The sequence below is a fragment of the Brevibacillus reuszeri genome (assembly GCF_002897295.1).
In the GTDB taxonomy this organism is placed as follows: domain Bacteria; phylum Bacillota; class Bacilli; order Brevibacillales; family Brevibacillaceae; genus Brevibacillus; species Brevibacillus reuszeri_A.
This window is the reverse complement of the sequence record NZ_BEXF01000015.1, coordinates 89,942-115,408: the sequence shown is the minus strand read 5'-3', so window position 1 is coordinate 115,408 and position 25,467 is coordinate 89,942. Positions and strand designations below refer to the sequence as shown.

Sequence of the window (25,467 nt, the reverse complement as noted above, 5' to 3'; positions counted from 1 at the left end):
GTTGTTACATCAATAAAAACAACTAGTCCAGAATGTGAAGTTATTGTCCACGATCCAACGAAGCAATAAATTGTTGTGCGCTAGATTTAACACAATGCTCATTTTGAATAATGGAGGGTTCCTTATGACGAGTTCAGTGGTCAAATGGATTAAAAAGTCGGATGAAAAAAGCTTTGTCTCAGTTGATGAGTTTTTAAAATTCGTTGGAACAGGGCCGAAAAGACGTGAGGAAGCACTAAAAGCATTGATTGAAGGACGTTTATTTCAGGATGTTGAGGTGGCATTTTATATCGAGGGACTTCGACAGTAGAATGTGGAGATCCCTACAGGGGATTATCAAAATGCTCAGGGAGAAAAGGAGGATTCATGGTGTTAATTGATGCCACTAAGCTGTTCAATTGGCTCAACGAACAAGAGTACGCGCCAGCAAAAAAGAAGAGGCCAAGAAACGACGATTTGAAAACCGGAATAGAATTGTCAAAGTTGAAGTTGAAAATCGTCCATGAGGTAAAAAACGGAACGTTCAACCCATAGTTTTACAAATAATGTAGGGATACAAGGAGGAATAGCGATGTATGAATCCATGAAAAATTACAACGTTTGCGAAATGCCTGAGCGTACAGTTCAAACTACCGAGGTTTACGTTCGAATTGGAAGGCATGTGGCTACAATCCAACACAAGATTGGTGGAAACTGCTCTGGCGTGGCAATTATCAATAGTGCTATTAGCCACGTTGCTGACTGGGAGTTTTCCGCTAAAGAAGTCAAAGTTGGAGCAGCTGAAGATAACGAAGAGGAACTAGCTATTTCCTTGACTCTATATCACGAAGAATCTGGAAGGCCATACACAATTCATTTTGATGATGATCAGCGGGTTCTGGGTGATCATATCATAGGGGCACAAGTAATTGATTGGCAAGAGGAATGATGGCTTATCACATCGTTGTATCCAGCTCTTGCACAAGCCTGAAACGAGAGGAGCTATTGAAAATGGGAGATGCAAATGAGGTCAAAGTTTTTGGGGAATTTGGCGTTGGCGGATATGCTGAGATTATCTCAACAAGTCATGATGATAAAAAGCGAATCTTATATGGTGCCGTTGGAAAAATCGTGGAAATCAAAGCATCTAAACAATACGGTAATGCAGAACTGCGGTTACATTTCGGAGATGGATATGAAACTTGGATGCCAGCAGAGGATTGCACGAGTTGCTAATAGAGCATTTTACATAGGAATTATCGAACTTTCACGTTCACGCATGTCGAAGAACAACCGTAAGATGGACAAGAACAGCATTCGGTGAGGTTTTCCTTGTTGTGATTGACTCATATGTCTGGTGAAGGGAGATAACGAGAAGAACATGATAAATGCAGAGATTGATCAAATGGTTGCATCAGCATTGGAGTTAGATTATCTGCTTGTTGAAAACGGAGATGTTTACTACAAAACCGAACAGGGTGGATACGTTCTTTTCGCACCAACCGTATCTTGGGAAAGTATGGGTGTCTTGGTCGAAATGGCTAGGGAGAAAGGGGTTTATCTCATGTTTGATCAAAGTGAGGAAGGGTATCGCGGACAAGCAAGGATCATCAATGGGTATACGTACATTTCCTTCCACAACAATGCACCATTTGCTTTAACGCTCGCGTTTCTCCAGACACAAGGTGTTTTCATTACCGCTATGGACTTAACCTAAATGGTAAGTCTTCAAAGAGGTGGGAGTAGAATGTGTTCCGATAAGTCATCACAGTGAACATATCTAATAACCCAAAGATAACTTATACCATGAAATTAGAACGTTTGATGAGAAAGTGCGAAAAGCTAGGCGATGTCATTAGTATATTTAAGTTTGCTAAATGCACAGAACACGAAATGAGGGGAACGATGTGCAAATCGGTTTATTTGATAATGACCCTATAAACGTTACTACCAGGTTACCTGAAGTGATTACTGCATTAAAGAATGTTCGTGTACATGTCCTCGTCGATGAGTATCAGCTTCATAGGAAGATCAGCGAGCAACTTGATAAAGCAAATATTCGTTACTCCAGTGAGTCTAGGCTTGGCAAGGGAAGTAGAGTAGATTTTCTTACTGAAGGAGGCATTGCAATTGAAGCAAAGAAGCAAAAACCAAACGAAAAACAAGTTCTTGCTCAATTAGAGAAATATGCTTCTTATCCAGAAGTAAATGCAATCATTCTAGTTATCGAAAGGTACCAAGGTGTACCTGAAGAGATTAATGGAAAGCCGTGTTTTTGTATTGGACTCAATCGGTTATGGGGCATATCCAGTAAGTGAGGTGAAGTAGATGACGGTGTTACCTACTTATTTAGAACCACCTATCGCAATCGATGATTACTATTACGGTGATTTAATGTACGAGAAAAAGACTGACTCATGGATTATTAAAGGAGAACCGGTAGTCACTCAGATGGCGAAGAAACTCTTTCCTGGTTCAATGGGACGCGGGAAAGGAGAGGCGAGATTTAAACGAAACAAAAGAACGAATGGGGATTTAAACTGGCTGATGCAGAGATACCCCCTACGAGTCGTTGATCCTGAGCTATGGCAGCAAGATTATAGGAAAACAATTGAACACGTTCAGCAACGGTTAGAAATGCGGAAACAACCGCTAAAAATTGAAACCTCTTCATATTTCAATGGCCAGTTAAGAGAGTTTCAGAAAGAAGGAGCAGGGTTTCTATTAAATAACGCTCCAACTCTGTTAGCTGATGACATGGGACTGGGAAAAACAGTACAGTCACTTGCATGGATCGCTAAGTTGAATGGCTATCCGGGTATTATTGTTGCCCCCAAGAATATTATTCGGCAGTGGTCAAGTAATATCACCCAATTTATACAACCACAGATAGAAGGTCAGCAATCCTTGTTCCCTACAACAGAGAATATGGTCCATGTTATTAAAGGGTTAAAACCTTACGATTTGCCACCTGCCCAGTTTTACCTTATCCACTATGGTCTTTTACGAGGTTGGAAAAACGTGCTACCAGAGTATAGGTTCAATTTTCTAGTCTTCGATGAAATTCAAGAACTAAGGCATACCGGTACCGAGAAGTATAGTGCTGCATCACTTCTGGCTGAAAGCGTTGAGAATCGCATTGGTTTGTCGGGCACGCCAATATACAACAAAGGTGCCGAAATTTGGGCAGTAACTAACATCATCGAGATGCACTGTCTGGGAGATTATGACTCTTTTACCAGAGAATGGTGTTATGGTTATGGCAGTGATAGTGTTGCAGATCCGGAGTTACTCGGGGATCATCTTCGTCGCGAGGGCCTAATGCTTCGAAGAACAAAAGAAGATGTATTAGACGAATTGCCTCCTAAACGTAGAATTGTCCACGAAATAGATTATGACGAAAAGATATATGACCAAAGTATCGAGTTTGCATTGTCGTTGGTGAGGCAACTTGACAATGCTACGAATCATTTAGAGCGGGGTAGATACAAACAACAGATAAGTATTGCAGCCAGAGAAGCAACCGGGATCGCCAAAGCAAAACATGTAGCAGCTTTTGTAAAAATGCTACTTGATGCTGGGGAGGCGGTTGTCCTTTATGGTTGGCATCATGCTGTATACCAAATTTGGATGGATGAATTAGAAGAATGCTCTCCAGTTAAGATAACTGGTCATGAAACGGATCGAGAGAAGGAGGAGAATAAGAAAAAATTCTTAGAGGGCGATTCAAATCTAATGATCATTTCTTTACGAGCTGCTGCCGGTCTTGATGGATTACAGCACCGTGCAAGAATCAATGTATTTGGAGAATTAGATTGGTCACCAGGAATACATAGCCAATGTGAGGATCGTACCCATAGGATGGGCCAGAAAGACTCTGTGTTGTCGTATTATCTCGTTTCGTCTGCTGGTACAGACGAGGCAATGATGGATTGCCTCGGATTTAAAACAGCTCAATTTGTCGGCATCATGGGTGGGGATGTTGAAACTGAGAGTGATAGAGCATTGGCCCAGGTTGAAGTCGGGAAGCACATGGATCTAGTTATCGAGCGATTACGCAAGATGCAAAAATCTGCTTAATAAGGTCAAGGTTGACAATGGTAGTGAGTCATAGAAACCTCAGGTCTTAGTCATATGCAGACAGTGTTCCTAACTACCTACTTGGTTAAACAGAATGCATCAAACAAAGAATTATTTTGGAGGATTAAAATGTTATCAAAACCTACTTTCATGGATATAAGCATGTATGAGAAAGCTATTAGATTAGTACGTGATTGGAAAATAATCGACAAAAAAATAGATCAATTTATGGCAACAGTTGAGCGGGGTGAATCTAGATATCCATTTGATTACTACTATGACAAAGAGAGTGGCTCGTGGTTCATTATAACGGAAATGTGTAATGCCGGAGGTTGTACACTAGAAGAAATAAAAGTAGAAAGTAAGGAGGCTGCAAAAAGGATTGTAGCACAAAAAACAATGTTTGGTGAAAAAATGAGAACTGAACGAGCTTGCTTTGCCTGCTATTCAGAAATCTACTTTTTACAAAATGAAGAATAAAATGAGTAAGACCAAAATCGTGCTGAAAATTTTTCGTATGTACGTTTACCTAGGAAAACTAAAACGTGATTGGTCAGTTTAACACAGGTATTACTTAAATAAAAAAGCAGCCGAAAGGGCTGCCTCTGCTTAGAAATTAGGTTTCGTAGTCTTTCCTACTACGATAAATCCGCGTTGATCCCAATGAGGGAGAAATTTTAAAGTAGCATTTACTTCTGCACCGTTCTTTGGATTCCGTAACTTAAACCATTCTTCAATCGGATTGATTTTTGACATAAGGAAACACGCTCCTCTAATTATTGAGTATCGACGCATCTCAGCTCATAGTGAGCGTCTCCTTTGTCGCTTCGATCTGAAAAAATTATAGCATTTGAATTATACATTTTCAAATTTAGCCCTTAGGGATTTCACCTAAGGGCAAGTATTACAAATTATTCATGGACGTACGAAAATGCACTACCGACTTTTTTATCATCAATAGTCTTTATTTGAAGCGACAATCCATCACCACGATCTATTGCACTTAAAAAGCCAACAGTAAGTGTGGTCTTTCCGTTAAAGCCAGTTGGGGGTATACCTAAGTCATTTACACTAGAGACAATTACAGCTCCATTAATTGAATACACCTCTAAGTCATCACCGTTGTTGGTTATAACAACGTCAACTTTAAAAGGATAGAGTGGCATTGGATTGGAGTTGTTATCCAGTGCAGTGATAGTGATAGTTGATGTACCTATCCCGGAAAGAGGTTTGTCAATTTCTGCTGTAAATGATGGTCCGCTATTCTCGTTTTATACCTCTCTCTATTTCGGTTTTATAACGAGCCTACACCGTGCGGGCGACTTTCATCGCACACGGCGTTCCATCAACGGATAAAGAGAGGAAAATTTACAATGGGCATTGTGAATATATCATATCTCTTGTTTTTTTTGACCTAACTAAAGTTGGGGCCACATACCAAAGATATGTATGGTTTGACAAACCATACGATTTATTAAGTGGGAGAAATAAATTCGGAATCACAAGTTTTTCAGGTCATCGCTAGGAGGGAAATACCATTAAAGCCATTACCATATATCAACCCTACGCAACTTTGATTGCTATTGGGGAGAAACAATTTGAGACTCGAAGCTGGCTTACCAATTATCGAGGAAAAATTGCAATTCACGCTGCAAAGAAAGTTGATACGGAAATGTGTGAGACAGAACCAATACGATCGATCCTTACCCAACATGGCTACAAGGTTGATAATCTTCCGATGGGGTCTGTCGTAGCAATCGCTACACTTGCTGATTGCTTATTGGTAAAAGAAACGAATGACAAAGAAAAGGTTGCTTATTTATCTGCTCTTGGCCGTGTTACTGAAGTACGAGGGATTGAATATGATTTTGGCTGGTACGAAGCGGGGCGGTATGCTTGGGAAATGACCGATCGAAAGCAGATAGATCCTGTTCCAGCAAAAGGATATCAAAGACTGTGGGAATGGTATAACAATTCAGTCGGAGGGGTGGGTCTATGAAAGGAGATACTCGATATTTTTGGATACGTGTTTTTGATTATTCTTTTGAAAGGGATGCTTCTGAAAAGGGGACGCTTCTAGATGAGTTCTATCTAAAAGATGTCGAGCGCGATGAAGCAAAGAAAATCGTCAGAGAACGTTATTGTCATGGTACTTCAAATGAAATGAAGTTTGCTCGGCCCAAGAAGAAGGATGGAGTATATGCCATCGTTATGGATAGCGATAAATATTTCTATGATCGATTTTACAAACAAATTGATTCTTATTGTTTCTCGTGTCATATACCTCTTAAAGGTAAAGCCAGTGAGTTTCCACGGGAATACATTGGGGAAGGAAATCGGTGGGAAGCAGTAGATTATGATGAATTCGATGACTCAGACAGAACAGCCTACTTCTGTACCTATGATTGTAGGGCAGACTTCAATCGTACCCAAAGAAGCGTAGACGCTGAAGGGGTGTTTCAAGAAAAAGAAGAGGGCAGGAACGGTACTGTATTTGGTTACATATACCTTATTTACAATCGAACGCAAGATGAATATTACATTGGACAAACACGGTACCTCCCCTTCTTTCGATGGCAAGAACACGTTAAGGATGGATCCAAAGGAGATTTAAGCGACCTAAGCTTTCACGTACTAGCTGAAGTGAATAGAAATCCAAAACAAAATGATACGGAGAATCAGCTGTATCTTAATAACATAGAGGCATGGTGGATTAGTAAGTATGAACATGATGGCTATAAAGTAAAGAACCTGATGAAACCTAGAATAACGCTCCAAGATCTAAAACAAAAATTTAACGACATGGTGTTAAAGCAAGAAGAATTAAAACTGGAAATCTCTGTTCCATAAGACATGGATTAAGGAGAAGTAGATATAATGCCAACTATCATATTAGGTGAGGAAATACCTATTGAGGATGATCTTTCTGATATGACTGTAGAACAACTACGAACTGAAGCAAATCGCCTCGGTCGAATCTACTCACAACGATTTCAATTACCTTTGGATCAATATCGTCAAATAATGGTTTGTGTCACGATCTACATGATGATAGAGAATTTAGAACGTGGAGTAGATCGGTGGTACAGGATCAGAAGTACATAAGAGAAAAGAGGGTAAAAATGACAACTTCTATTGAATGGACAGACCAAGTATGGAATCCATTAACAGGATGCAGCAAAGTTTCGGAAGGTTGCCGCAATTGCTATGCTATGACTCTTCATAACAGGCGATATGATGCCTATCGTAACGGGAAAAAGCTGCCTCAACAGTATGCGTTACCGTTTAATGAAATACAGCTGTTTCAAAACAGGTTAGATATGCCCTTATCGTGGAGAAAACCAAGGAAAATATTCGTGAATAGCATGGGAGACTTATTTCATGAAGAAGTACCAGGATGGTTCATTAAGGAAGTTTTCGACGTCATGGTAAAAGCAAACTGGCATACTTTTCAAATATTGACGAAAAGGGCCGAACGGATGCGGGAGATTGTGACTGCCTATTTAAAACAGAACAACCTAGAGAAATTGCCAAGTCATGTATGGTTAGGCGTATCCATAGAGAACGAACAGACAAATCATGAGCGTGTCCATCATCTGGTCAAAACAAAAGCAGCTGTAAGGTTCCTTTCATGTGAACCGCTTCTCGGTCCGATCGATTTAACAACCCATTTTAGTTGGATAGAGCCCGATACAGGTAGATCCTACTTACATTGGGTGATAGTAGGTGGAGAGTCAGGAACGAATGCAAGACCATTGAGACAATCGTGGGTAGAAGGATTAAAAAATCAATGCGAGCAGTATGGTGTTGCGTTCTTTTTTAAGCAATGGGGCGAATTCCTCCCACATGATGAAGATAATGAGGACGACCCGGAATTTTGGGTGACTGACACAGACGCAGGGTTAGTGCATACAAGCATACCTTCTGATGATAACTACGTTTATATGGATCGGGTAGGAAGAAAACGTGCTGGACGTCTGTTGTACAGTAAAGAGTGGAATGAATTCCCTCATACTCAATAAAAGCGCGTGCAGACCCCATCGAAAAATCTTTAGTGTAGAGCGAACGGAAGAATGAGATATTTTGTTTCGTTATTTGTGTTGTAACTAAAAATGAGTTAAATTAATGATAAGTAGAAAAATTATCCAGACTGGGGAGCCAATACTTGTCTTGAAGCAAGTAAGTATTGAAGTTTTTCGTGCAGTGATGGAAGATGTAGGAGAAGGAGAGTCTCCCATGAGATTACTCGAGGGTAGACGTACATATTCTATATCTTTGACGAGAGGAACATCTTGTGATGAATATACAACTTCAAAAGATTCTCGAAGTGTTAGGAACGAAGGGGATCTCTCTACAAGAGTTATTAGATGCGATTAATGACTCTTGTGATCCCAATAAACCTGTTCTTTTGCTAACCATCTGCGATAAGTGCGAGAGTCAAATGATCAGTACAAATGCGCGAATGAAAATGAATGAATTTAAAGAAACTCTCTTGCTATGTTCATCATGTAAAGTTGAGCATGAACGAGTGAGTGGAGCTGAACGAATGAGGAAGCATCGATTGAGAAAGAAGGATCAAGGAGCGGGACTATTTAATGATGTGGACTGCTTAGAAGCTATGAAACTGGCAAAATTAGAGACAGGCAAAGTGACTGGAACCAGCTACAATGAGTGGCAATTAGCTCGTAATGGTTATCCTTCAAAGGAAGATATCGAAAGCATTTTTGGTAGCTGGAAAAATGCGAAAGAGGCATTGAAGGGAGTTTTCAATAAGGTCGATTAGGTTATTTCCAAATTGATCAATGAGATTAGAAGAAGAGGGGGGAAATAAAATGAGCAAGAATCTACAAAAAGCAAAAGAATCTCCAGTATATACTATTTTTGGGGCCATCATCATACTCTTAACGATTTTTATTGTAACTGGAGGAAAGATTCCATTTTTGGAGAAGACAGAAGCAGCTGTGAAACATCTTCGCTACCAAATAAGAGGAATTGAAGGGATGCCAGAGGATCTACGTAAACAATATGATAAAGGAAGCTCCTTTCTAACAACTGATGATAAAATGTACATCGTCATAAAATCTGAAGGTCCAGAGTTTTCGCATGTTACCTCTGTTAAACAAGAGGTAGATAAAGTAGTTGTCAGTGTTAATCGATACAGAAACATTGTTGGCGTTTATACGATTCCACCATTTTTAATTGAAATAGATAAGCCTTCTTATCCGATTGTTGTCGTTGACAGTATTATACAAAATGTTTTTCCTGGAAAAGAGTTGAAAAAAGAATGGGATCAAATGCAGAGTAAGATGGTAGCTGATTTCTTTAGTACATATGAAAAATAGCTAGCTTATTCTCATTCCAGAAGTTCTTGTATTCTTGTTACATCAAAGAATGCTCTTATTCAAGTTTGACGATAGGGATGACACTAGGTATAATTTGGTTAACTGAAAAATTAGATAAACCCGAACGGAAATACCGGTCGAAGATGCCATCGTTATGGCTCTTCGACCTTTTCTTTTTTCCGAAGCAAAGGAGCGTGGAGCTGCTGGCATATGAGAGTGGAAATGCGAACTAATAAAGAAAGGGCTGAGGAAATGAAGAAGTGGTTTTTATCATTCTTAACCATGGTTTTGGTAATAACGATGATGTTTTCTGATGTGGTAATTCGAAAAGTAGAAGCAGCATCTGGAAATACTTCTAAAACATTCGGCGAGAGTACATCTCAAAATCAAACACATTCAATATCGATCCCAAAACTGAAATCGGTATCGAGTGTTTCAGTGAACACAGGAAACGTGACGTATAGCGTGTCAGGGGAAACAATCACGTTTAACCTATCGAATGGCTCACCTTCAAGATCAGTCCAAACAGGAGGTAGTCCCGCTGAAACCAAGACAGTAACCGTTCCGGGTGGATCATACACAGCTCATACTGGTCCAATTTGTTATGGCCCTGGTAACTATGAGAGTGCTCCGCGTTCCATGGCTTATGATAGTGATGGATTTAAAGGAACATTAGGACTTCGTTTTGGTGACTTGGTTTATTCACATAGCTTACAGTGTCCAGGTATGCCAGATGATCCTAAAACTAACGTAGACGTGCATAATGTTCAGGCTTTTTACACAGGCGATGTATCTAAGCCAGATACGAGAACCTACGAACACTACTATCAATATACTGTTTCTGTGAATTATATTTTCAATACCAATCCGACAATCAACCTCACTGCACCACTTGATAGTCAATCCTTTGGAATGGCTTATCACATACCCGTAACAGGGACGATCTTGGATGAAGATGTAGGAGATAAACTCTTTGTAAAGTATACGGTTGATAATGGAACAACGAATACGCTTTATACAGTCGATGCAACAGGGGCAAATCAAAGCTTTACTAAGGAGATCCCGCTCTCCGCACTTTCTAGAGGAGATCATAATCTCAAGATCTGGGTGGAGGATAATAACGGTGGGCAGTCTCAGCAGCTCACTCGTAAATTTACTGTACTCAGCTCGAATGCTAATCTCATTAGCTTCGAAAACGATTATTCAGGGAGCTATGTAATGCGACCTTCATTTAAAAAGGAAACAACGGGGTACTTATTAGATGTCGAAAACGAAGTTGAAGGAATTTCTGTTACCCCGGTCCTCGAAGAGAACTGGTCATCACTGAAAGTGAATGGTGTGGAGCACACGAGTGGTACAAAGAGTTCTCTCATTCCATTGAAATTGGGTAATAATGATATCAAGGTGGATGTTACCGCAGAGGATGGAATTACGAAGAAAAACTATCTACTCCGAGTGACTAGGTTTGCAAGTAAGAATGTGGCATTGAGCAAACTTGAAATATCTGAAGGTACCTTATCACCTAGCTTCAACAGCAAAGTATTTTCCTATAGTGCGGACGTAAGCTTTGACACAACATCCATTACAGTTTCACCTGCAACAGATGATCCGCAAGCTTCCATCACGGTAAACAATACAACCGTAAAAAGCGGTGCAACTTCTAAATCAATCCCATTGGATGTGGGATCTAATTCTATCGGTATTCGTGTGACAGCACCAGATGGTTTGACAACGCAATCAACCGAATTGACGATCGTTCGCGCAAAGAACGGAAACTCAAAATTAAGTTCTCTTAAACCATCTTCTGGTGGATTAGCCCCAATGTTTTCACCAGATCATCTACAGTACACCTTAGACGTTCCGTATGATGTGAAAGAGATTAGCTTTACGCCAAACTCATCTGATTCAGCAGCAGTCATTAGGATTAATGGTAATTACGTCATGAGTGGAGAAGAATCTAGTACAATCACGTTGCAGAATGGTAAAAATAACGTGGTTGTTTCTGTTACGGCTCAAGATGGATCACAACGTGAATATCTAATTGAAGTAAACAGAGCAGCGAGCAACAATACCCTTCTGAAAGATGTTTCCTTTACTGATGTAAATATGCGTCCCGCTTTCGCATCTGAAACGTTATCGTATACAGGTACAGTCCTGGCAAATACCTCAACAACTACAGTTAAAGCGGTATCCGAAGATCCAAATGCGGTTATTAAAATCAATGGTAAAGTCGTTGAAAGTGGAGAAAATATGATGCTGCCCTTAACAGTTGGCACAAATGTGGTAACCATCAACGTAAAAGCTCCAGGAGGAGAAGAAAGAACTTACGGGTTTACTATTACTCGTCCTGGAAGCAGTAATGCTTTATTAGCTGATATATGGTTATCTGATGGCAAAATGGCACCCGCTTTCGACCCAACGGTTAATGATTATTCCGTACAAGTAAAAAACGATGTGAAGTATGTAAGACTAACAGCTGTAAGTGACGATAATAATTCGAAAATCCAAATCAACGGGGATGTATACGGAAGTGGCGAGACAACGGCACCCATTGTGATCTCTTCCGGAAAAACGATTATTCCTGTAAAAGTAACAGCTGGCAACGGTGTAACAACCAATACGTATACCATTACCGTGAACCGCGATTTGTCCAATAACGCCGATCTGACAGATTTGAAATTGTCTGTTGGAGCCCTTTCTCCTTCGCTACAGGCAGGCCGATATAGCTATCAAGTTGATGTACCATACAATACTACAAGCATTTCAGTTATGCCTTCAGCTGAACAAGGTGCAAAAATCACGGTGAACGGCAAGGTGGTACAGAGCGGTGGCTATTCAACGAGCATCGGGCTATCAACAGGAAGTAACGCGGTAAAAATTTCAGTGACGAGTCCAGACAAGTCAGTAACCAATACGTATGAACTGACGGTCATTAGACAATCAGGTGGAGGAACAGGACCAATTCCTGGATTTATGGTAAGTCCGATTGATACACAACTTATTGCGATGTTTCAAAACCCAACAAAAGATTTAGTAACGGGAGAACTCTGGAGAAATGGCTTAAAAGAAGCAACGGTCACATCCCGCTCCAATACGATCGTGTTTGGTAGTAACGGGCATCGAATCTCCGTACAAAAAGGAGAAGTATATACTGTAAAGATTTCGTTTCGCACGAGTGGAGTGACCGCTGAGGAAACTGTTACAGCCATCGGATCTCCAGATGTGAAAGCAACACCGGTTAGTGGTTTAAAACTGCTTGAGAATACGTCTACCTTAGCAAAACTACAGTGGAGTGCACCATCCGACAAGACACCCGCAACTGACTACACTGTGACGATCTATAACGAGACTACCGGGAAACGTGTGCAGTCTGTAAAGGTAAAAGATGAGTACTTTGACTTTAGGAAAGTTGGGGGAGCGGATCAACGCTATCGTTATGAGGTACAGCGTTTGGATGTTCACCGTAAGCCTTCCGATGCGGTTGTAATTGTGGAGTAAGTTGAGCGAGTGAAAATAAGAGAGGGGCTGCAAGCGCAGCTCCTTTTTCTTTTGATAACAAGACTGACAGCAAACCTTGATCGGAGCTGATGCCCACCGAGGGAGAGAGGATAGTGAAATTGCATTTTATCATGTAAGGGTCTTGAATAAACTCTTTTACTTTTTCGTTGAGATGACTTCAACGTCGAAATTTTCTTTAATTGCTAGACGTTCAATTCCCATTCTAAACACTAAATTAAGGGCTACGAATATGCCAATGTATAGAGTTAGTGCATTAAATGATAGATTCTCGAAACCAAGTATTGTAAAGACTTCTTTAAGGCGGTTTTGAATTTCATCTGGGAGCACATGAGCTTTAAATATGTACGGAACTACACCCAGTACTGACGTAAAGGATACAGCAATTTTTATCTTATCTAACATGTACTTATTAAGATCAAATTCTCTTTTTAATAATAAAACTTCTCCCTTTTTGCTGCGTTGTCCTTTTATTTCATTTGATTTAACTTTTTTTCGTATGCTCCAATAGTTAATTGACAAAACTATGGCAACAAATAAGACGAATAAATTAGAAGTAGTGATGGCAGTGTACCCATTATAATAACCTAAGGACAATGCAGCAGAAAAAGGGTACATTACATTAATGAAAGAATAAACTAAGACTAGGTAAATAGTCCGTACAAAAGTGAGGTCTACAAAATGAACTAAAGAATACATCAAAAGAAGTATTATATGGATGCCTACACCAAATTTTCCAAGCAACACAAATGGTGATAAAATTACTAGACAACTCCAAAAAAACCAGAATAGTTTGGTGCGTCGAGTTCGTACAGGGAAAATATTTTTTGGTTTAAGGAATTCTTTATCCTTTTGTGGGGGTTGATTCTTGTTCTCCGTTTGTTGATTTACAGATGGTATTTGCATAATAATCTGATTGTTTATCTCATTTTTTTTTGCCTCATTCCGGTCCCTCATGTTTTTCCATTTTTTCAACTTTCCTTTTTTAGTCAAACCCATCAATCCTTTTCCAAATATAAGACAACGTAATAGAGTATATCCTAATTACCATGATTTGTATTGGTAAAGTATTGAGAGTTTTTTGAGAAAGATAGCTGTTCAAAGAGTCTGAAAACCAAAGTATTTGACAGGTATTTTATTATTTAACTAGCAGGGAGCGATAGTTCAAAAAAAACCAAAGCCAGTCTTACACTGGCCTTGGCTATAGCTCCGTGTATTCTATTTAGAAAAGTATTAAGTTTGCATACGAGATGCTTTCATACGCTGATATGATTTTGGATAATCCTTTAATTCAGAGATACGCTGCTTCGCAAACGGAATCTGTGCGAAGAGTTGCTCCTTAAGTGATTGAAGAAATAGATGCCCTTCTTCAGTAACGGTAACTAGATCTGAATCTAAGTAGTCATGCTGCGACAACCAGTCCGCTTGTAAGCGATAGTGAGCTTGGTTTGTACGTAATCCAAATGGGCCTTGTTTGATTTGCTCTCTAATCGACATTTGCTGGTTTGTTAAAGACAGAATGGCCAGTCTGTATAGGTCCCTAACGCTAAGCAGATGAGGGGAATCGGAAATAAGAGAGGGGCTAATAGTTGAATCAGGTTTCAAAAATGCCTCAACGGTGCGTATTAGTTTTTGAACCTGTTCGATGCGTTCGCTCATTGTTTCTATTGCGTGTCTGGTATAATTTGCCCCCGTTACTGGTTGAAGATAATAGAGCCGTTCACGGCAACCGTCATCGAGCCATTTTGAAGTCAGAATAGGGTATTTTTCTTGTTTTGGATCATGCTTTTCTAAGTTCTTCAATAAGTTATATACATGGGTAACACTAATGGTCCAATTTAGATTTTTGGCGTGTCGTACTAGTTCCATACCGGTAACCGGTAAATCATCTTTCATAATAGCAAGGATATAGGAAATGACTTCTGCCTTTTTGATTATTCCACCTAACTCCCAGGTGGGGTAATCCTTAACTATTGCCGTTGTTTCCATTCAGGTTCCCCCCTAGAAGATTCTTTCTTAATAGTAACATGGTTAACGTACGTTCGCATAGTGAAGGAAGATCAATAGAGAAATGCTTACCAATCCGTAGTTCTTATTTGGAAACTAGGATATAATGTAGTGGTTAGCAAATATTTCTTTTTTTCTATTACCCTTTTCGTATATCCGAATGGATCGGAAAACCATGAAAATGACCCGTTGGTCATGAATGAAAAGACAAGTTGTCTTTATCGTTCTTTGCCACGGGTTTTTTTGTGTTTTCCGGTCCTTTTTTGGTTACAAGGGTGATCTGAAGGGAGAGGACAGAACAGAACAGAACGATTCATTTCTATGAGGGATGTATGACAAGAGACACATAAAAAGAAGGAGTGATTGAATGTCAAAAGACAAAGTGACGCTATGGGAAAGAATGACCAATATTTTCTCTAAGAGCATCGGCATGAGTTTGTCAGCTGCCGCTTTGCTTCTGCTGGTTGGGATGATTTCAAGTGCAATCGTGAACGCAGTTACCGAGTCTTCCCTATTGCTCAAAACGTATATTGCTTTGGGTATGGGAGGAGTAGCGATTGTATTACTCGGATTCTTCTTGTTTTGGCCATTTTGGAAGTTTAGGTGGAAGTATGAATTCCTAGCAGATGAGGGAGAGATCCTTGCTCGTAAGCTGGTGGCCATTAACAATCGAGCGAAAACCTATATTGAAACGGTTGATGGACTGATGGCTTTCCAGCTCTTTCAGGTGCATAAACAGACCAAGGATCATCATATTCAATACCATTTTCGTAAGGTTATTGAGCACAAAGGTGAGAGGTCAGACATTTCTAAGCTACGATACCGCAAGATAAAGGTACCCATTGATTTGCTAAGTTATATAATGCACAAGTCGCTTCGTAAGGCGCCAGCTGACTATGGTGCATATCTTAATGCACTTTTGTACCAGTACATCTTGTCTCGGTCTGGTCAAGATAGGCGAATGCTATCCGCTCTTCAGAATTGGGACGTGTACATTGAACAGGATGTTCGAATTATCGGATTACATTATGCAGCGATCTTTGATACGACTAGGATTGTTGCTGAAACCGAACAGGACATTTCTAGGTTAAAGGATAGTATGTCAAATCATAATGACACTGTTTATGGAATGATGTACAATGGAAATAAGAAGAAACATAAAAATCGTGCTTATCACGTCTTGCGCTTTTCGCTGGATGGTGGGGCTGAGGGAATTCAACATTATGTTGCCCTCCTTATTGTTAACCACAAAATCTTGAGCTTTCAAAATAAGGGACCAATTGCTCAAATTTTTGGTAAAGTTTTGTTTGATCAAGTGAGGCATAGTCATTTCCATGAAGAAGTTGCTGCTGCAAGTTACAATCCAAATCGGAATAGGGAGTGATCGATATGACGATTAAAAAAAGCAAATGGAAGCGGTTCTGTGTTTCCATGCTAAATATACCCTTGGCCCTGATGCGGAAAAAGCTTGTTAGTCCAGCTCAACTGATGCGTGATCGTGGGCCACTGGTCATCGATACTGCAACTCCAGAAAGTTTATTGGCTGGTGCGACTCGTCAATGGAAAAGGCTACACGATACTGAGTTTCAAATCCGAGAAGCAGAAGAGCTAGTTGACCGCATGAACAACCAGGTGAGTAGATAGAGTGGATTTAAATGGTTAACTATAGTTCAAGGGTATAATAAAAACGCCGCGTATTACTACGTGGCGTTTTTTTATGTAGTGATTATTTTACAGAATCCTTCAATTCTTTACCTGGTTTAAATGCAGGTACTTTACTCGCAGCGATCTCAATCTCTTCGCCAGTTTGAGGGTTTCTACCTTTACGAGCTGCCCGCTCCCGCACTTCAAAATTTCCAAATCCAATTAGTGATACTTTGTCGCCTTCTTTCAGAGCGTCAGCAATTGCGTCGAGAACAGCATCAACAGCGGATGTAGCATCCTTTTTAGTTAGCTCTGCTTGTTCTGCTACTTTGGCAACCAGGTCAGTCTTATTCATGAAAACACCCTTTCCTAGATATACTCATATTTTACTGTTAAATTGATGAGTTGAGAAGTGTTTAGAGAACATTTGTTTCTAATGTTTTTGATAATATACCGATTATAAGTGACTTTGGTCAGAAAGGGTTGTAATATTTCCACCCTGTTAAGATTCTAAGTACAACAGTAGAATGGCAGTAACGAAGTAATTACGGAGGTAGAAATCGATGAACAAAGGATCTGAGAAAGAGAATTTAGTAGACTATCTTGAACTATTAATGAGCGACCTAAATCATACTTATTCAAAATTAGAGCTATGGTTTCATCTTAAGAACAAAACAGAAACTCGACATGCTGTATTAAATTTGGCACCTGTTTATTTTCAACTCACAATGGATTCACTATTAAATGACGTCATTGTTAGGATAGCGAGGGTATATGATAGGAATGGATATGGAACAATTCATACATTTCAAAAAAAAATTAGGTCTCAAATGCAACTTTTTCCTATGGAACCATCAGATATAGAAGCTATTCTCAAAGATAATGAACAGGATATGATCAAACAAAAAGCACCACTAAAAAATCTTTACTATTGGAGAAACAAGTACTATGTTCATTCGGATAGAAAGTATTTCTATGATCAAGCTCAACTTGGTATAGATGCGCCCATTACGTATGGTGAGTTAAAAGAGTTAGTACAAGCGGCTGCGAAAATCATTAATAGATACACTCGGATTTTCAATAAAGGAGTATATACGTTGGGAGTAGTAAATTCTAAGGATGTTGATATTATACTAGATATGTTACACGATCATATTGAAACAAAGAAGAGATAAAGAGAAAACCGCCAACTATATCTGGCGGTTTTTCGTTTCTTATCTATTATCAACAACGCGTCCTTCTGGACTGTAGGATGCCGATCTTGCCAAGGTGGTTTCAACATTTCTCCGGCGTTTATGCCCCCACGTTGTTCCTTCTTTAGGATTGTGAGTAGGACGTGTACGTTTAGTACGGGAGACCTCGATAGATCCAGGATTATAGAAGATTCGTTTCATTTGTAGCTGATTGAAAGTACTCTGCTCTTCCCACTTTATCCCGAATATGACCAATCCGAGTTGTTCTTGGGTAGGAGCTGTTATTCCTCTCAAGTCAAAGTATCTCTTCAACGACTCGTAATACTTCTTTAATGTCCTGCCTTCGGGATGCAATACCATAACTCTCGAAGAGTAAGTCTGTAGAAAGTTAATCAGTTCTTTTTCTTCTATCATGTTATTGAGAAAGATTGCCCCTGAGTCTACATCCATTTTTCCAAGGCCTACACCGAATCGTAAGATGCAAGTGGAACCTACTTGAATGGTTGTTCCATTCAATGCGTTCTCTAGGATGAAATTATACTTTAGATTTGGAGTATGACACAGATGACAATGGTTTGAGAAGCCCTCGGAGGATTCGTCAATTAGGGACTGTACAGTCCATTCCTCCTTTGCATCATCAAACTCATGAGACTGACTGCATGTAAGTAAATTCTTTACGATGACTGGTCTGGGTTGATTCATTTCCTTAGCAGTCTTAAGTGCAACAGTCTTGTGCCGACTACTCAATAGCAAAACTCCTTTACCATTTGATTGATGACAGGAATATCAGTTCTCTCTATATATAGTGTACCATTATTTTCTGGATACTGTATATAGTGACAAATCGACACAAATATGTTTCACTTACAATTTCAGAGAGGTTTTTAACTCAGATTGCACATCATGAACATAGCATCCGAAATTACGATAGGTTTTCTCTCTGATAAACGAGAGCAGAGCCACAGACTTGATTGATAATTTGGACTTTCAACGGTTGAATTTATGAGATATACTAATCTTATTCACTCTGTATTCTCTTTTTTTGTTGATTCCACACGTCTCCGAGATTGCTCGGACTACTTGTTAGAGACCCTGTTGGTCGGTAAGATGGTTTATTCCATCATGCCCATCAGCGGGGTTTTTTGCGTGGAATAAATCTATTAGTGAAAGGAGGTAGGAGATCATGAAACCCATAATTGTTCATGTAAACAGTTTTGGGAAAAAAAGAGGGAAGTTTCAGGAGATCATCCACAGTCAAGACGAGTATTCCTTTATCCCATTGGATAGCAGGCGCAAGACCATGTATTTTGCCAGAAAACTAGTAGACGGTACAAAAGAGTCCATTCAGTTGTATCCCGATTTTGAATCTTCGCTTCGTGAGGACACGAAAAGTGTTCTTGCGATAGAGAAGAGCAAAATCAAGGAGTACACCACGAATGGTCTTTTTTTGTCAGGGAGAGTTTCTATTCAGCATTTTCATCTTATTGAAGTAGCCGAGGCACAGCGATTCATCAGGGACTATTGCTTTGATTGTGGCCACTTAGGTGAGCCTCAATGCGCGCAGACTCTACAGTGGCATTGCGCGGAAGAGGATCGCGAAAGGTATCAAGATAGCGCATGGTTTGAGATTCAGAAGGAATTAAGAAAGCAGCGGAAAGAAAAAAGATCAAAGACATTGCCCATTTAAAATGGGTTGGGGGAGTGAGAACGTCTCATGCCACGGGTATCACTTTGGTAGATGTCTCTCAGTCTTGAGTACCCTAGAAAATCGTTGCAGCAAGAGGTAGGGCATTACCGGTATTCCTGGTAGGTTACCTCTTAGCAAGTGCAGGACGTATCCCAATGCGTTCCAGATCGATTGTCCTCTCAATAAAGCCTGTGAGCTTTATTCAGAAGAGAGGGCTTCACAATGTCAGAATACGCGAAAAAGTTTACCGTATGCTCCTTTTATGTTGGGGGTGGTTTACTTGATTATGCGTTTAAAAACCATTTTCACATCATTTGGGCCAACGAGATTAATCCTTCAGCTGCACGATGCTATCAGAAAAATGTAGGGGATCATCTGGTAGTTGGGGATATCGAAGAATTGTCATACGATGATATTCCACCAGCAGATGTTTACCTCGGGACGCCACCGTGTCCAGATTACTCAACAGATGGCGTAAACCGTGGCGAACGGGGAGAGACAGGGAAACACATATGGAATTTTTTCCGCGTCATCGAGAAAAAGATGCCGAAGGTCTTTCTTTTTGAAAATGTAAGTGGACTGAAAGCACGTCATCAAGAGACACTTCTCGGGTACATCCACTCCTTCAAAAAGATAGGGTATCGAATTTCGATGCAAGAAATCGAGGCAGCAGAGTTCGGAAGCCCATCTGATCGTAAGCGTGTCTTTCTAGTCGGCGTACGTACCGATTTAGGATTTGAATTTCAATTTCCACGGGCAACGGGTTTAACGATGAATGTATATCAGGCCATTGGGAATCTTCCCGCTCCTGGAGAAACAGAAGGTACTTCTGGATGCATTCCTAATCATATCTCTACCTGGACAAGCCCTTCACCTGAACGTATTCGTCGGATCACTTCCAATCCTAACCCGAAACAATGGCACGGATTAAGAAGATTGAATTGGAACAAGCAAAGTCACACACTTGTCGCTCACATTGCAAAAGACGGAAGAGAATTCATTCATCCAAGCGAAGATCGGAAAATTACAGTCCGTGAAATGCTGCGTTTAATGGGGATGCCTGATACCTTTGTCATACCGGCGGAAGTTGTGACAACACAACAGTATCGCTTGGTTGGCAACGGTGTCGCGTTTTCTGTTGGAGATGCACTGGCGAGGGCCCTGTTTGATCAAATGACAAATTCGATCGTCTAACCAAACCGATTGGGTAGCGACGAATGTATTCGTGATTCAAAAGACTTTTGCAAATAAATATTATGCAGGCAAGTGCATGTGAGACAAGCAATAATACACATAGGAAGAAGGAAAATATAATGACTAAACAATATATTCTAAACCTCGAAACTTCTAAAATTGAATTGCAGTTCTCTAAAACAGAGTATCAATCTCTAAGCCAGGTTGAGAAAAAGACATTACAAAGTGCATATCTGTTCTCTGGTTCTCGTTCTGCTTGGGTGTCCCGGTCTACCAAAAATCATTATTCAGCTATCCGTGTAGCTACAAAACTAGGCTTTACGGATGGCGGTAAAATTGGAGAGCGCCTGTCCTACGCTGAGGAAGTAGAAAGACAAGTAGAAAAAGCAGAAGCAAGAATCGAGCGCTTTGAGCAGTATGCGGACAATGCCAAGAACAGAGCAAAAAACCTGCAATCAGACTTAAACAGTATGCGTGGTGACAATTCATTTTTTACGCAACCGATTATTGCAGGTCATGCGGGAAGTCAACGTTTTGCACGTCAAAGAGAAAAAATGTTTGACCGTTATCATAAAGGATTTGAAGAATACCGTAAGAGTGAATACTTCCGGGATAAAGCTATAACAGCAGAACAAACTGCAAGCATGAGTAAATTTAAGAATAGATCATATTTAAGTAACAGAATTGAAGAATGCAATAAGAATATTCGTGAATACCAGCGGCGAATTGTTCAAGCAGAAGAGACTCAAAACGAATCTTACATGGAAACTCTATTAGAGAAAATGGAATATGAATTAGATAAACTTGCATTTCTCCACAATAAAATGGACGAGATAGGCGGCGTTCAATTTAATAAAGAGAACGTTAAGGCTGGTTATCTCGTTAAAATCCGCGGCAGCTGGGATACAGTTGTTAAACCGAATGCAAAGACTGTGGAGGTTAAGCCTGAATTTGTTCCATATACGCTCAAGTACCCTTATGCTGAAATCCAGGAAATGAAAATTCCAGAGGGATGGGTGGAAAAGAAAAAGGAAGCAGTCAATCCATTTGAGGTAGACGACATAGTAATTCGTACTTCTATTGGTGGCAATAGAATTCTAAAAGCTTTCCAAGTAATTAAAAAGACTGACAAAAGCGTGACGATCAAAGAAATACTTATCGAAAACAATATTCCCCAGTGTAATAACTTTAAATTAGGATTACCGGAGAGACGTACAGTTAAACAAGACAGAGATAACAATTTTGTAGTAAATCATGATGATTGGTATCTATACAAATATAACAGCGCTGTATAACGGTCATCAATTGGTGATCTAAAACAGCAGCAGTCGTATGAAGATCTTTTTTGGAAGAGGTCATGTAACCAAGAGCTAAAGTTCCGGTGGAAGTATGTGATTTTCAATTAAGCAATGTTCAAATGCAACAGAAGAACTTTACTTTATTGTATTCGCTCCAAAAACTGACTGACCCACGAAACAGTTCAATGTAATGATTCAATTCGTCTCACAAGAACATTTCTGAAGAGCCATACCAAAGAACCTGTACACGTTTATGGAGTAAGTTCTTCCTCAACGTATACAGGTTTTTCTTTTTTGAATATAAGGCTCTTTTAAGCAGAGACGACTCTTAGTATTTCAACTGTTGTTGAAAAAATCAATCTGACTGTGAGGTACCAATTATGAAATCATCTGTTTTGAAAAGAATGTACAACATTAAAGAGCGACTATATATCGAGGCTCAATACCTATGCATTTATGGTTTTGGTATTGGCCAGTCCATTAAATACAAAGTAGATCAGCAACGCAAGAGAGTCACTGTTTATGCGAGTGCAAATGAAACAAAGAAAAAGGTAGCGCAAACTACACAACGAACCGGAAAAAAAGTACCAGTCATAGACATTAAGGGCGAAGACGTACGTTCCTTCTTTGCAAGACATCAGCAAGTTGAACTGGAAATTTCGAAAGGGAAAATCATCTTTACTGTTTTAGAAGAAGCGGGACAGAAATCCATTTCGAACGTGGTTGATCTTGAGGAAGCTAGGCGGGAGAAAGAGAACGTAGGGCATCGGAGTTACGCTGTTCGAGTGAATGAATTTGCAAGGGTGGTCAACTATGATCAGCTAACGATATTTGATTTATTTCGTGCAGAGCAGAATGAACAATTGCAGGGTGGATCCTCGAAAGTACCTCCTGCTTTAAAAGAGAAAGCGATCAAAATGATATCGCTATTTTCCGGAAGCGGGACCCTAGATTTAGGTTTTAAAAACGAGGGCTACGATATCATCTTTGCTAATGATCGTTTTGAAAAGAAAGCGTTACGGGACTCCCATATTAAAACCTACCAGCATAATATCGGTGATCATATCATCATGAGGGACGTCATGTCCTTAACAAAAGAGGATATCCCTAAAGCGGATATTTGTGTAGCTGGAATCCCGTGTATTGACTTTAGCTTGTTGAATACAAAAAAGAATTTCCGTGATAGTGAATCAGATCATCATCCTATAGTGGAAAAGGCAATGGATATTATTCAATGGAGCAAAGCCAAGGCCTTCTTGATCGAAAACGTAGAAAAGTTCATTACCGTAAAGAATGGCGTCATTTTGAAGCGGTTTAGGGAACGTTTCTCGAATTTTGGTATCGTCGCCAAGATAATAGATGCTACTTCGCTTGGGTCTGCACAAAAGAGAAGAAGGGCCTTTATACTCGGGATTGAAAACGATGTGCCTGAAATAGAGCTCCCACATCTAGCGGAGTGTAGAACAGTTCGAGATGCGTTTAAGGATGTGGAGAATGCCCCCCAGCAAGATCTCTTCTTTAAACCTACACCGAAGACGTTAGAACGCATGCAGTATGTTCCTGAGGGTGGATGTATCAAGGACGTTCCTGAACATTTACGATCAGCGAAGAAGAAGTTTAATGACTTTTGCATGCGCTTAGGATGGGATTTGCAGACGAAAACGCTCGCACACGTTCAGGACCACGTAATTTTTCACCCATCGCTGGATCGCTATCTGACGGTTCGTGAAACAGCGCGCTTGTTCTCCCTTCCGGATGATTTCACTTTCATCGGAAGTCTAACAGCTATCTTTGAAATGTTAAAGAATGCCGTTGATTACAGGGTTTCACGATTCCTTGCGCAGACCATTAAAAGACAACTAATCCCGCTTCTATAGCCAATTTTATGATGTAGAAGCAATAGGGTCAATGAAGAATGTGAAATTTTGACCACAAAGATGACCTAGGAGCTGGAGCCACTATTCGTTGGCCAACTTCTAGGTCATTTTCTTCCCAGTAGATAAAGGAGGATTTTCCATGAAAAATCACATCATTTTTTGCAGCGGTGGATCCGCAAGCTTTGCAGTAGCCGATTATGTAAAATCGGAGTATCCCGAAGATAACATCGTTCTCTATTTCACAGATACGTTGTGGGAAAATGAAGACTTGTACCGTTTCATTAAAGAAGCTTCAGATAAGCTGGAGTTGCCGATATTGACGCATAGTTTAGGATTAAATCCGATTGAGCTGATGTTCGAAAAGAAACTCGTTTTTAACAGTAGAATTGGTGAGTGTTCTAAGGTACTGAAAATAAAGGTTGCCTCTGATTTCTTGAAAAAAGGAATAAAACCTCCTGTTGAAGAGTGGAGGAACGGACAATACCTCAAACAAGAGGACTTCACGAGTGATGCGACGCTTTACTTTGGTATCGGAATTGAAGAATTGCATCGGGAAGAATCAATCGTGAAAAATTGGGCGCCCTTTCAAGTAGAAATGCCTTTGATTGAGAAACATATCGACATTGATGCGGTATTTCGAAAACATGATATTAAAAAGCCGCTTCTTTACGATCTTGGCTTCAGTCACAACAACTGTAATGGCCGGTGCGTAAAGGCCGGCCAAAGCCATTTTTTGAATTTGAAAATGAAGCAACCAGAAGTATTTCAAGATCTTATGGAGAAGGAACATTACATGATGATCTATGTGTCGTCATACCGCTATCTCATGAAAATTGAATCGGATGGTAGAGATGGATGGAACGAGGAAGTAAGGTCCATGTTGTTAGAGGAATTGGATGATGCTTTTCGAGACTACTTTTATGGAAGAGCTGCGCGTCCCAAAGTCTATATTCACCCAGCAGCTAGTTCCACTGATATGAAGATAACCACCTATAGTTTTATGAAACGGAAAAGTAAAAATTCAATTCAAGAGGTAGAAATCGATGAAAAGGGCAATGAGAAGGTGGTAATTAAGTATCCAAGTGAGCCTTATATGCTTCGTAATTTTAATCGTGATATGGAGAAGAAGGGAATCCAAATTGATATGTTTGATATCGGTGGGTGTGGTTGTTTTGTAACCTATTAAAAGTTTTTCTGGGTGGACTTGAACCATATATTTGCCGTAACGGCAAGCTAATGCTACAAGGAACTTTAGGCAAACTTTTGCTCCAATATAGAATACGTTGCCTAAATAGCAGCTGATCATTTCTGAGGAACTATGCAGATTTGGCAAACTTATGGTTTAATAACAGGCAATCATTTGCTTTAATCACCGGCAAACTGTTGCTTTAATGAAAAGTTCCTCAGACATTGCAATATTTGCAAGCATTGGTAAATTGCTTGAACCAAAATATTGCCGTAAATACGTTACTGAATCAATAACTTGCCGTAAAAACATATACCTCGTTTGTTTCTACCTAGAGTATGATGAGATTTGTAATGAATACTGTGTCTATCCAAGAAACGCTTGTCACAAAGTACTGTAAGTTAGCGCCTTGGCGTGCTTATGATTCAAAAAAGCGGGCAAATCTAGAGTCTAACATCAAAATA

Annotated in this window: 27 protein-coding genes; 22 read left to right on the top strand and 5 right to left on the bottom strand. The window is 39.9% G+C overall.

Annotation, left to right across the window (positions count from 1 at the left end):
- Positions 1-124 precede the first annotated feature (124 nt).
- The 8 genes from C3B52_RS22225 (at position 125) to C3B52_RS22195 (ending at position 4,539) form a co-directional block, all read left to right on the top strand.
- Complete coding sequence (locus tag C3B52_RS22225) at positions 125-310, top strand: hypothetical protein (protein WP_103108580.1); 186 nt, start codon at positions 125-127, stop codon at positions 308-310.
- 59 nt (positions 311-369) lie between these two features.
- Positions 370-534: a hypothetical protein gene (locus tag C3B52_RS36615; RefSeq protein WP_164684865.1), complete on the top strand. Its 165-nt coding sequence runs from the start codon at positions 370-372 to the stop codon at positions 532-534.
- A 37-nt stretch (positions 535-571) separates the two neighbouring features.
- Complete coding sequence (locus C3B52_RS22220) at positions 572-928, top strand: hypothetical protein (RefSeq protein WP_103108579.1); 357 nt, start codon at positions 572-574, stop codon at positions 926-928.
- 62 nt (positions 929-990) lie between these two features.
- Positions 991-1,215: a hypothetical protein gene (locus tag C3B52_RS22215; RefSeq protein ID WP_164684864.1), complete on the top strand. Its 225-nt coding sequence runs from the start codon at positions 991-993 to the stop codon at positions 1,213-1,215.
- A gap of 145 nt (positions 1,216-1,360) precedes the next feature.
- Positions 1,361-1,696 carry a hypothetical protein gene (locus C3B52_RS22210; protein WP_103108577.1) on the top strand — a complete coding sequence of 112 codons (336 nt, stop codon included), beginning with the start codon at positions 1,361-1,363 and terminating at the stop codon, positions 1,694-1,696.
- A gap of 190 nt (positions 1,697-1,886) precedes the next feature.
- A complete protein-coding gene (locus tag C3B52_RS22205) occupies positions 1,887-2,297 on the top strand; it encodes a hypothetical protein (RefSeq protein ID WP_235615820.1) in 411 nt (136 codons plus the stop codon).
- 10 nt (positions 2,298-2,307) lie between these two features.
- The gene (locus tag C3B52_RS22200; RefSeq protein ID WP_103108576.1) at positions 2,308-4,059 is read left to right on the top strand and encodes a DEAD/DEAH box helicase; all 1,752 of its coding nucleotides are present in this window, start codon (positions 2,308-2,310) and stop codon (positions 4,057-4,059) included.
- A gap of 129 nt (positions 4,060-4,188) precedes the next feature.
- On the top strand, positions 4,189-4,539 hold the full coding sequence (locus tag C3B52_RS22195; protein WP_103108575.1) for a hypothetical protein: 351 nt from the start codon (positions 4,189-4,191) through the stop codon (positions 4,537-4,539).
- Between the two features lie 129 nt (positions 4,540-4,668).
- Here the strand turns inward: C3B52_RS22195 and C3B52_RS36610 are convergent, their stop codons facing one another.
- The gene (locus tag C3B52_RS36610; RefSeq protein WP_164684863.1) at positions 4,669-4,815 is read right to left on the bottom strand and encodes a hypothetical protein; all 147 of its coding nucleotides are present in this window, start codon (positions 4,813-4,815) and stop codon (positions 4,669-4,671) included.
- A gap of 781 nt (positions 4,816-5,596) precedes the next feature.
- On the opposite strand from C3B52_RS36610, the gene C3B52_RS22190 reads away from it, so the two are divergent.
- The 6 genes from C3B52_RS22190 (at position 5,597) to C3B52_RS22160 (ending at position 12,899) form a co-directional block, all read left to right on the top strand.
- Positions 5,597-6,058 (top strand): ASCH domain-containing protein, encoded by a 462-nt coding sequence (locus C3B52_RS22190; RefSeq protein WP_103108574.1) that lies wholly within the window; start codon positions 5,597-5,599, stop codon positions 6,056-6,058.
- Entirely contained in the window at positions 6,055-6,909 is an 855-nt protein-coding gene (locus C3B52_RS22185; protein ID WP_103108573.1) for a GIY-YIG nuclease family protein, read from the top strand. Before C3B52_RS22190 ends, C3B52_RS22185 begins: the two co-directional genes overlap by 4 nt.
- A gap of 230 nt (positions 6,910-7,139) precedes the next feature.
- Positions 7,140-8,081, top strand: coding sequence for a DUF5131 family protein (locus C3B52_RS22175; RefSeq protein WP_201264926.1), 942 nt, complete (start codon positions 7,140-7,142; stop codon positions 8,079-8,081).
- 275 nt (positions 8,082-8,356) lie between these two features.
- Positions 8,357-8,842: a hypothetical protein gene (locus C3B52_RS22170; RefSeq protein WP_103108570.1), complete on the top strand. Its 486-nt coding sequence runs from the start codon at positions 8,357-8,359 to the stop codon at positions 8,840-8,842.
- 49 nt (positions 8,843-8,891) lie between these two features.
- Entirely contained in the window at positions 8,892-9,401 is a 510-nt protein-coding gene (locus tag C3B52_RS22165) for a hypothetical protein (RefSeq protein WP_103108569.1), read from the top strand.
- Between the two features lie 252 nt (positions 9,402-9,653).
- Positions 9,654-12,899 carry a cadherin-like beta sandwich domain-containing protein gene (locus C3B52_RS22160; RefSeq protein WP_235615819.1) on the top strand — a complete coding sequence of 1,082 codons (3,246 nt, stop codon included), beginning with the start codon at positions 9,654-9,656 and terminating at the stop codon, positions 12,897-12,899.
- Between the two features lie 156 nt (positions 12,900-13,055).
- Here C3B52_RS22160 and C3B52_RS22155 read toward each other — a convergent pair whose 3' ends face one another.
- Positions 13,056-13,916, bottom strand: a complete 861-nt coding sequence (locus C3B52_RS22155) for a hypothetical protein (RefSeq protein WP_103108567.1) — start codon at positions 13,914-13,916, stop codon at positions 13,056-13,058.
- 234 nt (positions 13,917-14,150) lie between these two features.
- Positions 14,151-14,906: a hypothetical protein gene (locus C3B52_RS22150; protein ID WP_103108566.1), complete on the bottom strand. Its 756-nt coding sequence runs from the start codon at positions 14,904-14,906 to the stop codon at positions 14,151-14,153.
- Positions 14,907-15,291: 385 nt separating this feature from the next.
- On the opposite strand from C3B52_RS22150, the gene C3B52_RS22145 reads away from it, so the two are divergent.
- Complete coding sequence (locus C3B52_RS22145; protein WP_103108565.1) at positions 15,292-16,308, top strand: hypothetical protein; 1,017 nt, start codon at positions 15,292-15,294, stop codon at positions 16,306-16,308.
- A gap of 5 nt (positions 16,309-16,313) precedes the next feature.
- Positions 16,314-16,568, top strand: a complete 255-nt coding sequence (locus C3B52_RS22140) for a hypothetical protein (protein WP_103108564.1) — start codon at positions 16,314-16,316, stop codon at positions 16,566-16,568.
- A gap of 82 nt (positions 16,569-16,650) precedes the next feature.
- On the opposite strand, the gene C3B52_RS22135 is transcribed toward C3B52_RS22140, so the two are convergent.
- Positions 16,651-16,923 (bottom strand): HU family DNA-binding protein, encoded by a 273-nt coding sequence (locus tag C3B52_RS22135; protein WP_103108563.1) that lies wholly within the window; start codon positions 16,921-16,923, stop codon positions 16,651-16,653.
- Positions 16,924-17,131: 208 nt separating this feature from the next.
- Between C3B52_RS22135 and C3B52_RS22130 the strand changes: the two genes are divergently transcribed.
- Positions 17,132-17,743 carry an AbiU2 domain-containing protein gene (locus C3B52_RS22130; RefSeq protein ID WP_103108562.1) on the top strand — a complete coding sequence of 204 codons (612 nt, stop codon included), beginning with the start codon at positions 17,132-17,134 and terminating at the stop codon, positions 17,741-17,743.
- Positions 17,744-17,782: 39 nt separating this feature from the next.
- Here C3B52_RS22130 and C3B52_RS36605 read toward each other — a convergent pair whose 3' ends face one another.
- A complete protein-coding gene (locus C3B52_RS36605; RefSeq protein WP_164684862.1) occupies positions 17,783-18,175 on the bottom strand; it encodes a hypothetical protein in 393 nt (130 codons plus the stop codon).
- A gap of 769 nt (positions 18,176-18,944) precedes the next feature.
- Between C3B52_RS36605 and C3B52_RS22120 the strand changes: the two genes are divergently transcribed.
- The 5 genes from C3B52_RS22120 to C3B52_RS22100 all read left to right on the top strand — a co-directional run bounded on the left by C3B52_RS22120 (position 18,945) and on the right by C3B52_RS22100 (position 25,003).
- Complete coding sequence (locus tag C3B52_RS22120; protein ID WP_103108560.1) at positions 18,945-19,448, top strand: hypothetical protein; 504 nt, start codon at positions 18,945-18,947, stop codon at positions 19,446-19,448.
- A gap of 222 nt (positions 19,449-19,670) precedes the next feature.
- Positions 19,671-20,642 (top strand): DNA cytosine methyltransferase, encoded by a 972-nt coding sequence (locus C3B52_RS22115; protein ID WP_103108559.1) that lies wholly within the window; start codon positions 19,671-19,673, stop codon positions 20,640-20,642.
- A gap of 119 nt (positions 20,643-20,761) precedes the next feature.
- Positions 20,762-21,937, top strand: a complete 1,176-nt coding sequence (locus C3B52_RS22110) for a DUF3560 domain-containing protein (protein ID WP_103108558.1) — start codon at positions 20,762-20,764, stop codon at positions 21,935-21,937.
- A gap of 383 nt (positions 21,938-22,320) precedes the next feature.
- A complete protein-coding gene (locus C3B52_RS22105; protein WP_103108557.1) occupies positions 22,321-23,817 on the top strand; it encodes a DNA cytosine methyltransferase in 1,497 nt (498 codons plus the stop codon).
- A gap of 139 nt (positions 23,818-23,956) precedes the next feature.
- Positions 23,957-25,003 carry a phosphoadenosine phosphosulfate reductase domain-containing protein gene (locus C3B52_RS22100; protein ID WP_103108556.1) on the top strand — a complete coding sequence of 349 codons (1,047 nt, stop codon included), beginning with the start codon at positions 23,957-23,959 and terminating at the stop codon, positions 25,001-25,003.
- Positions 25,004-25,467: the final 464 nt, after the last annotated feature.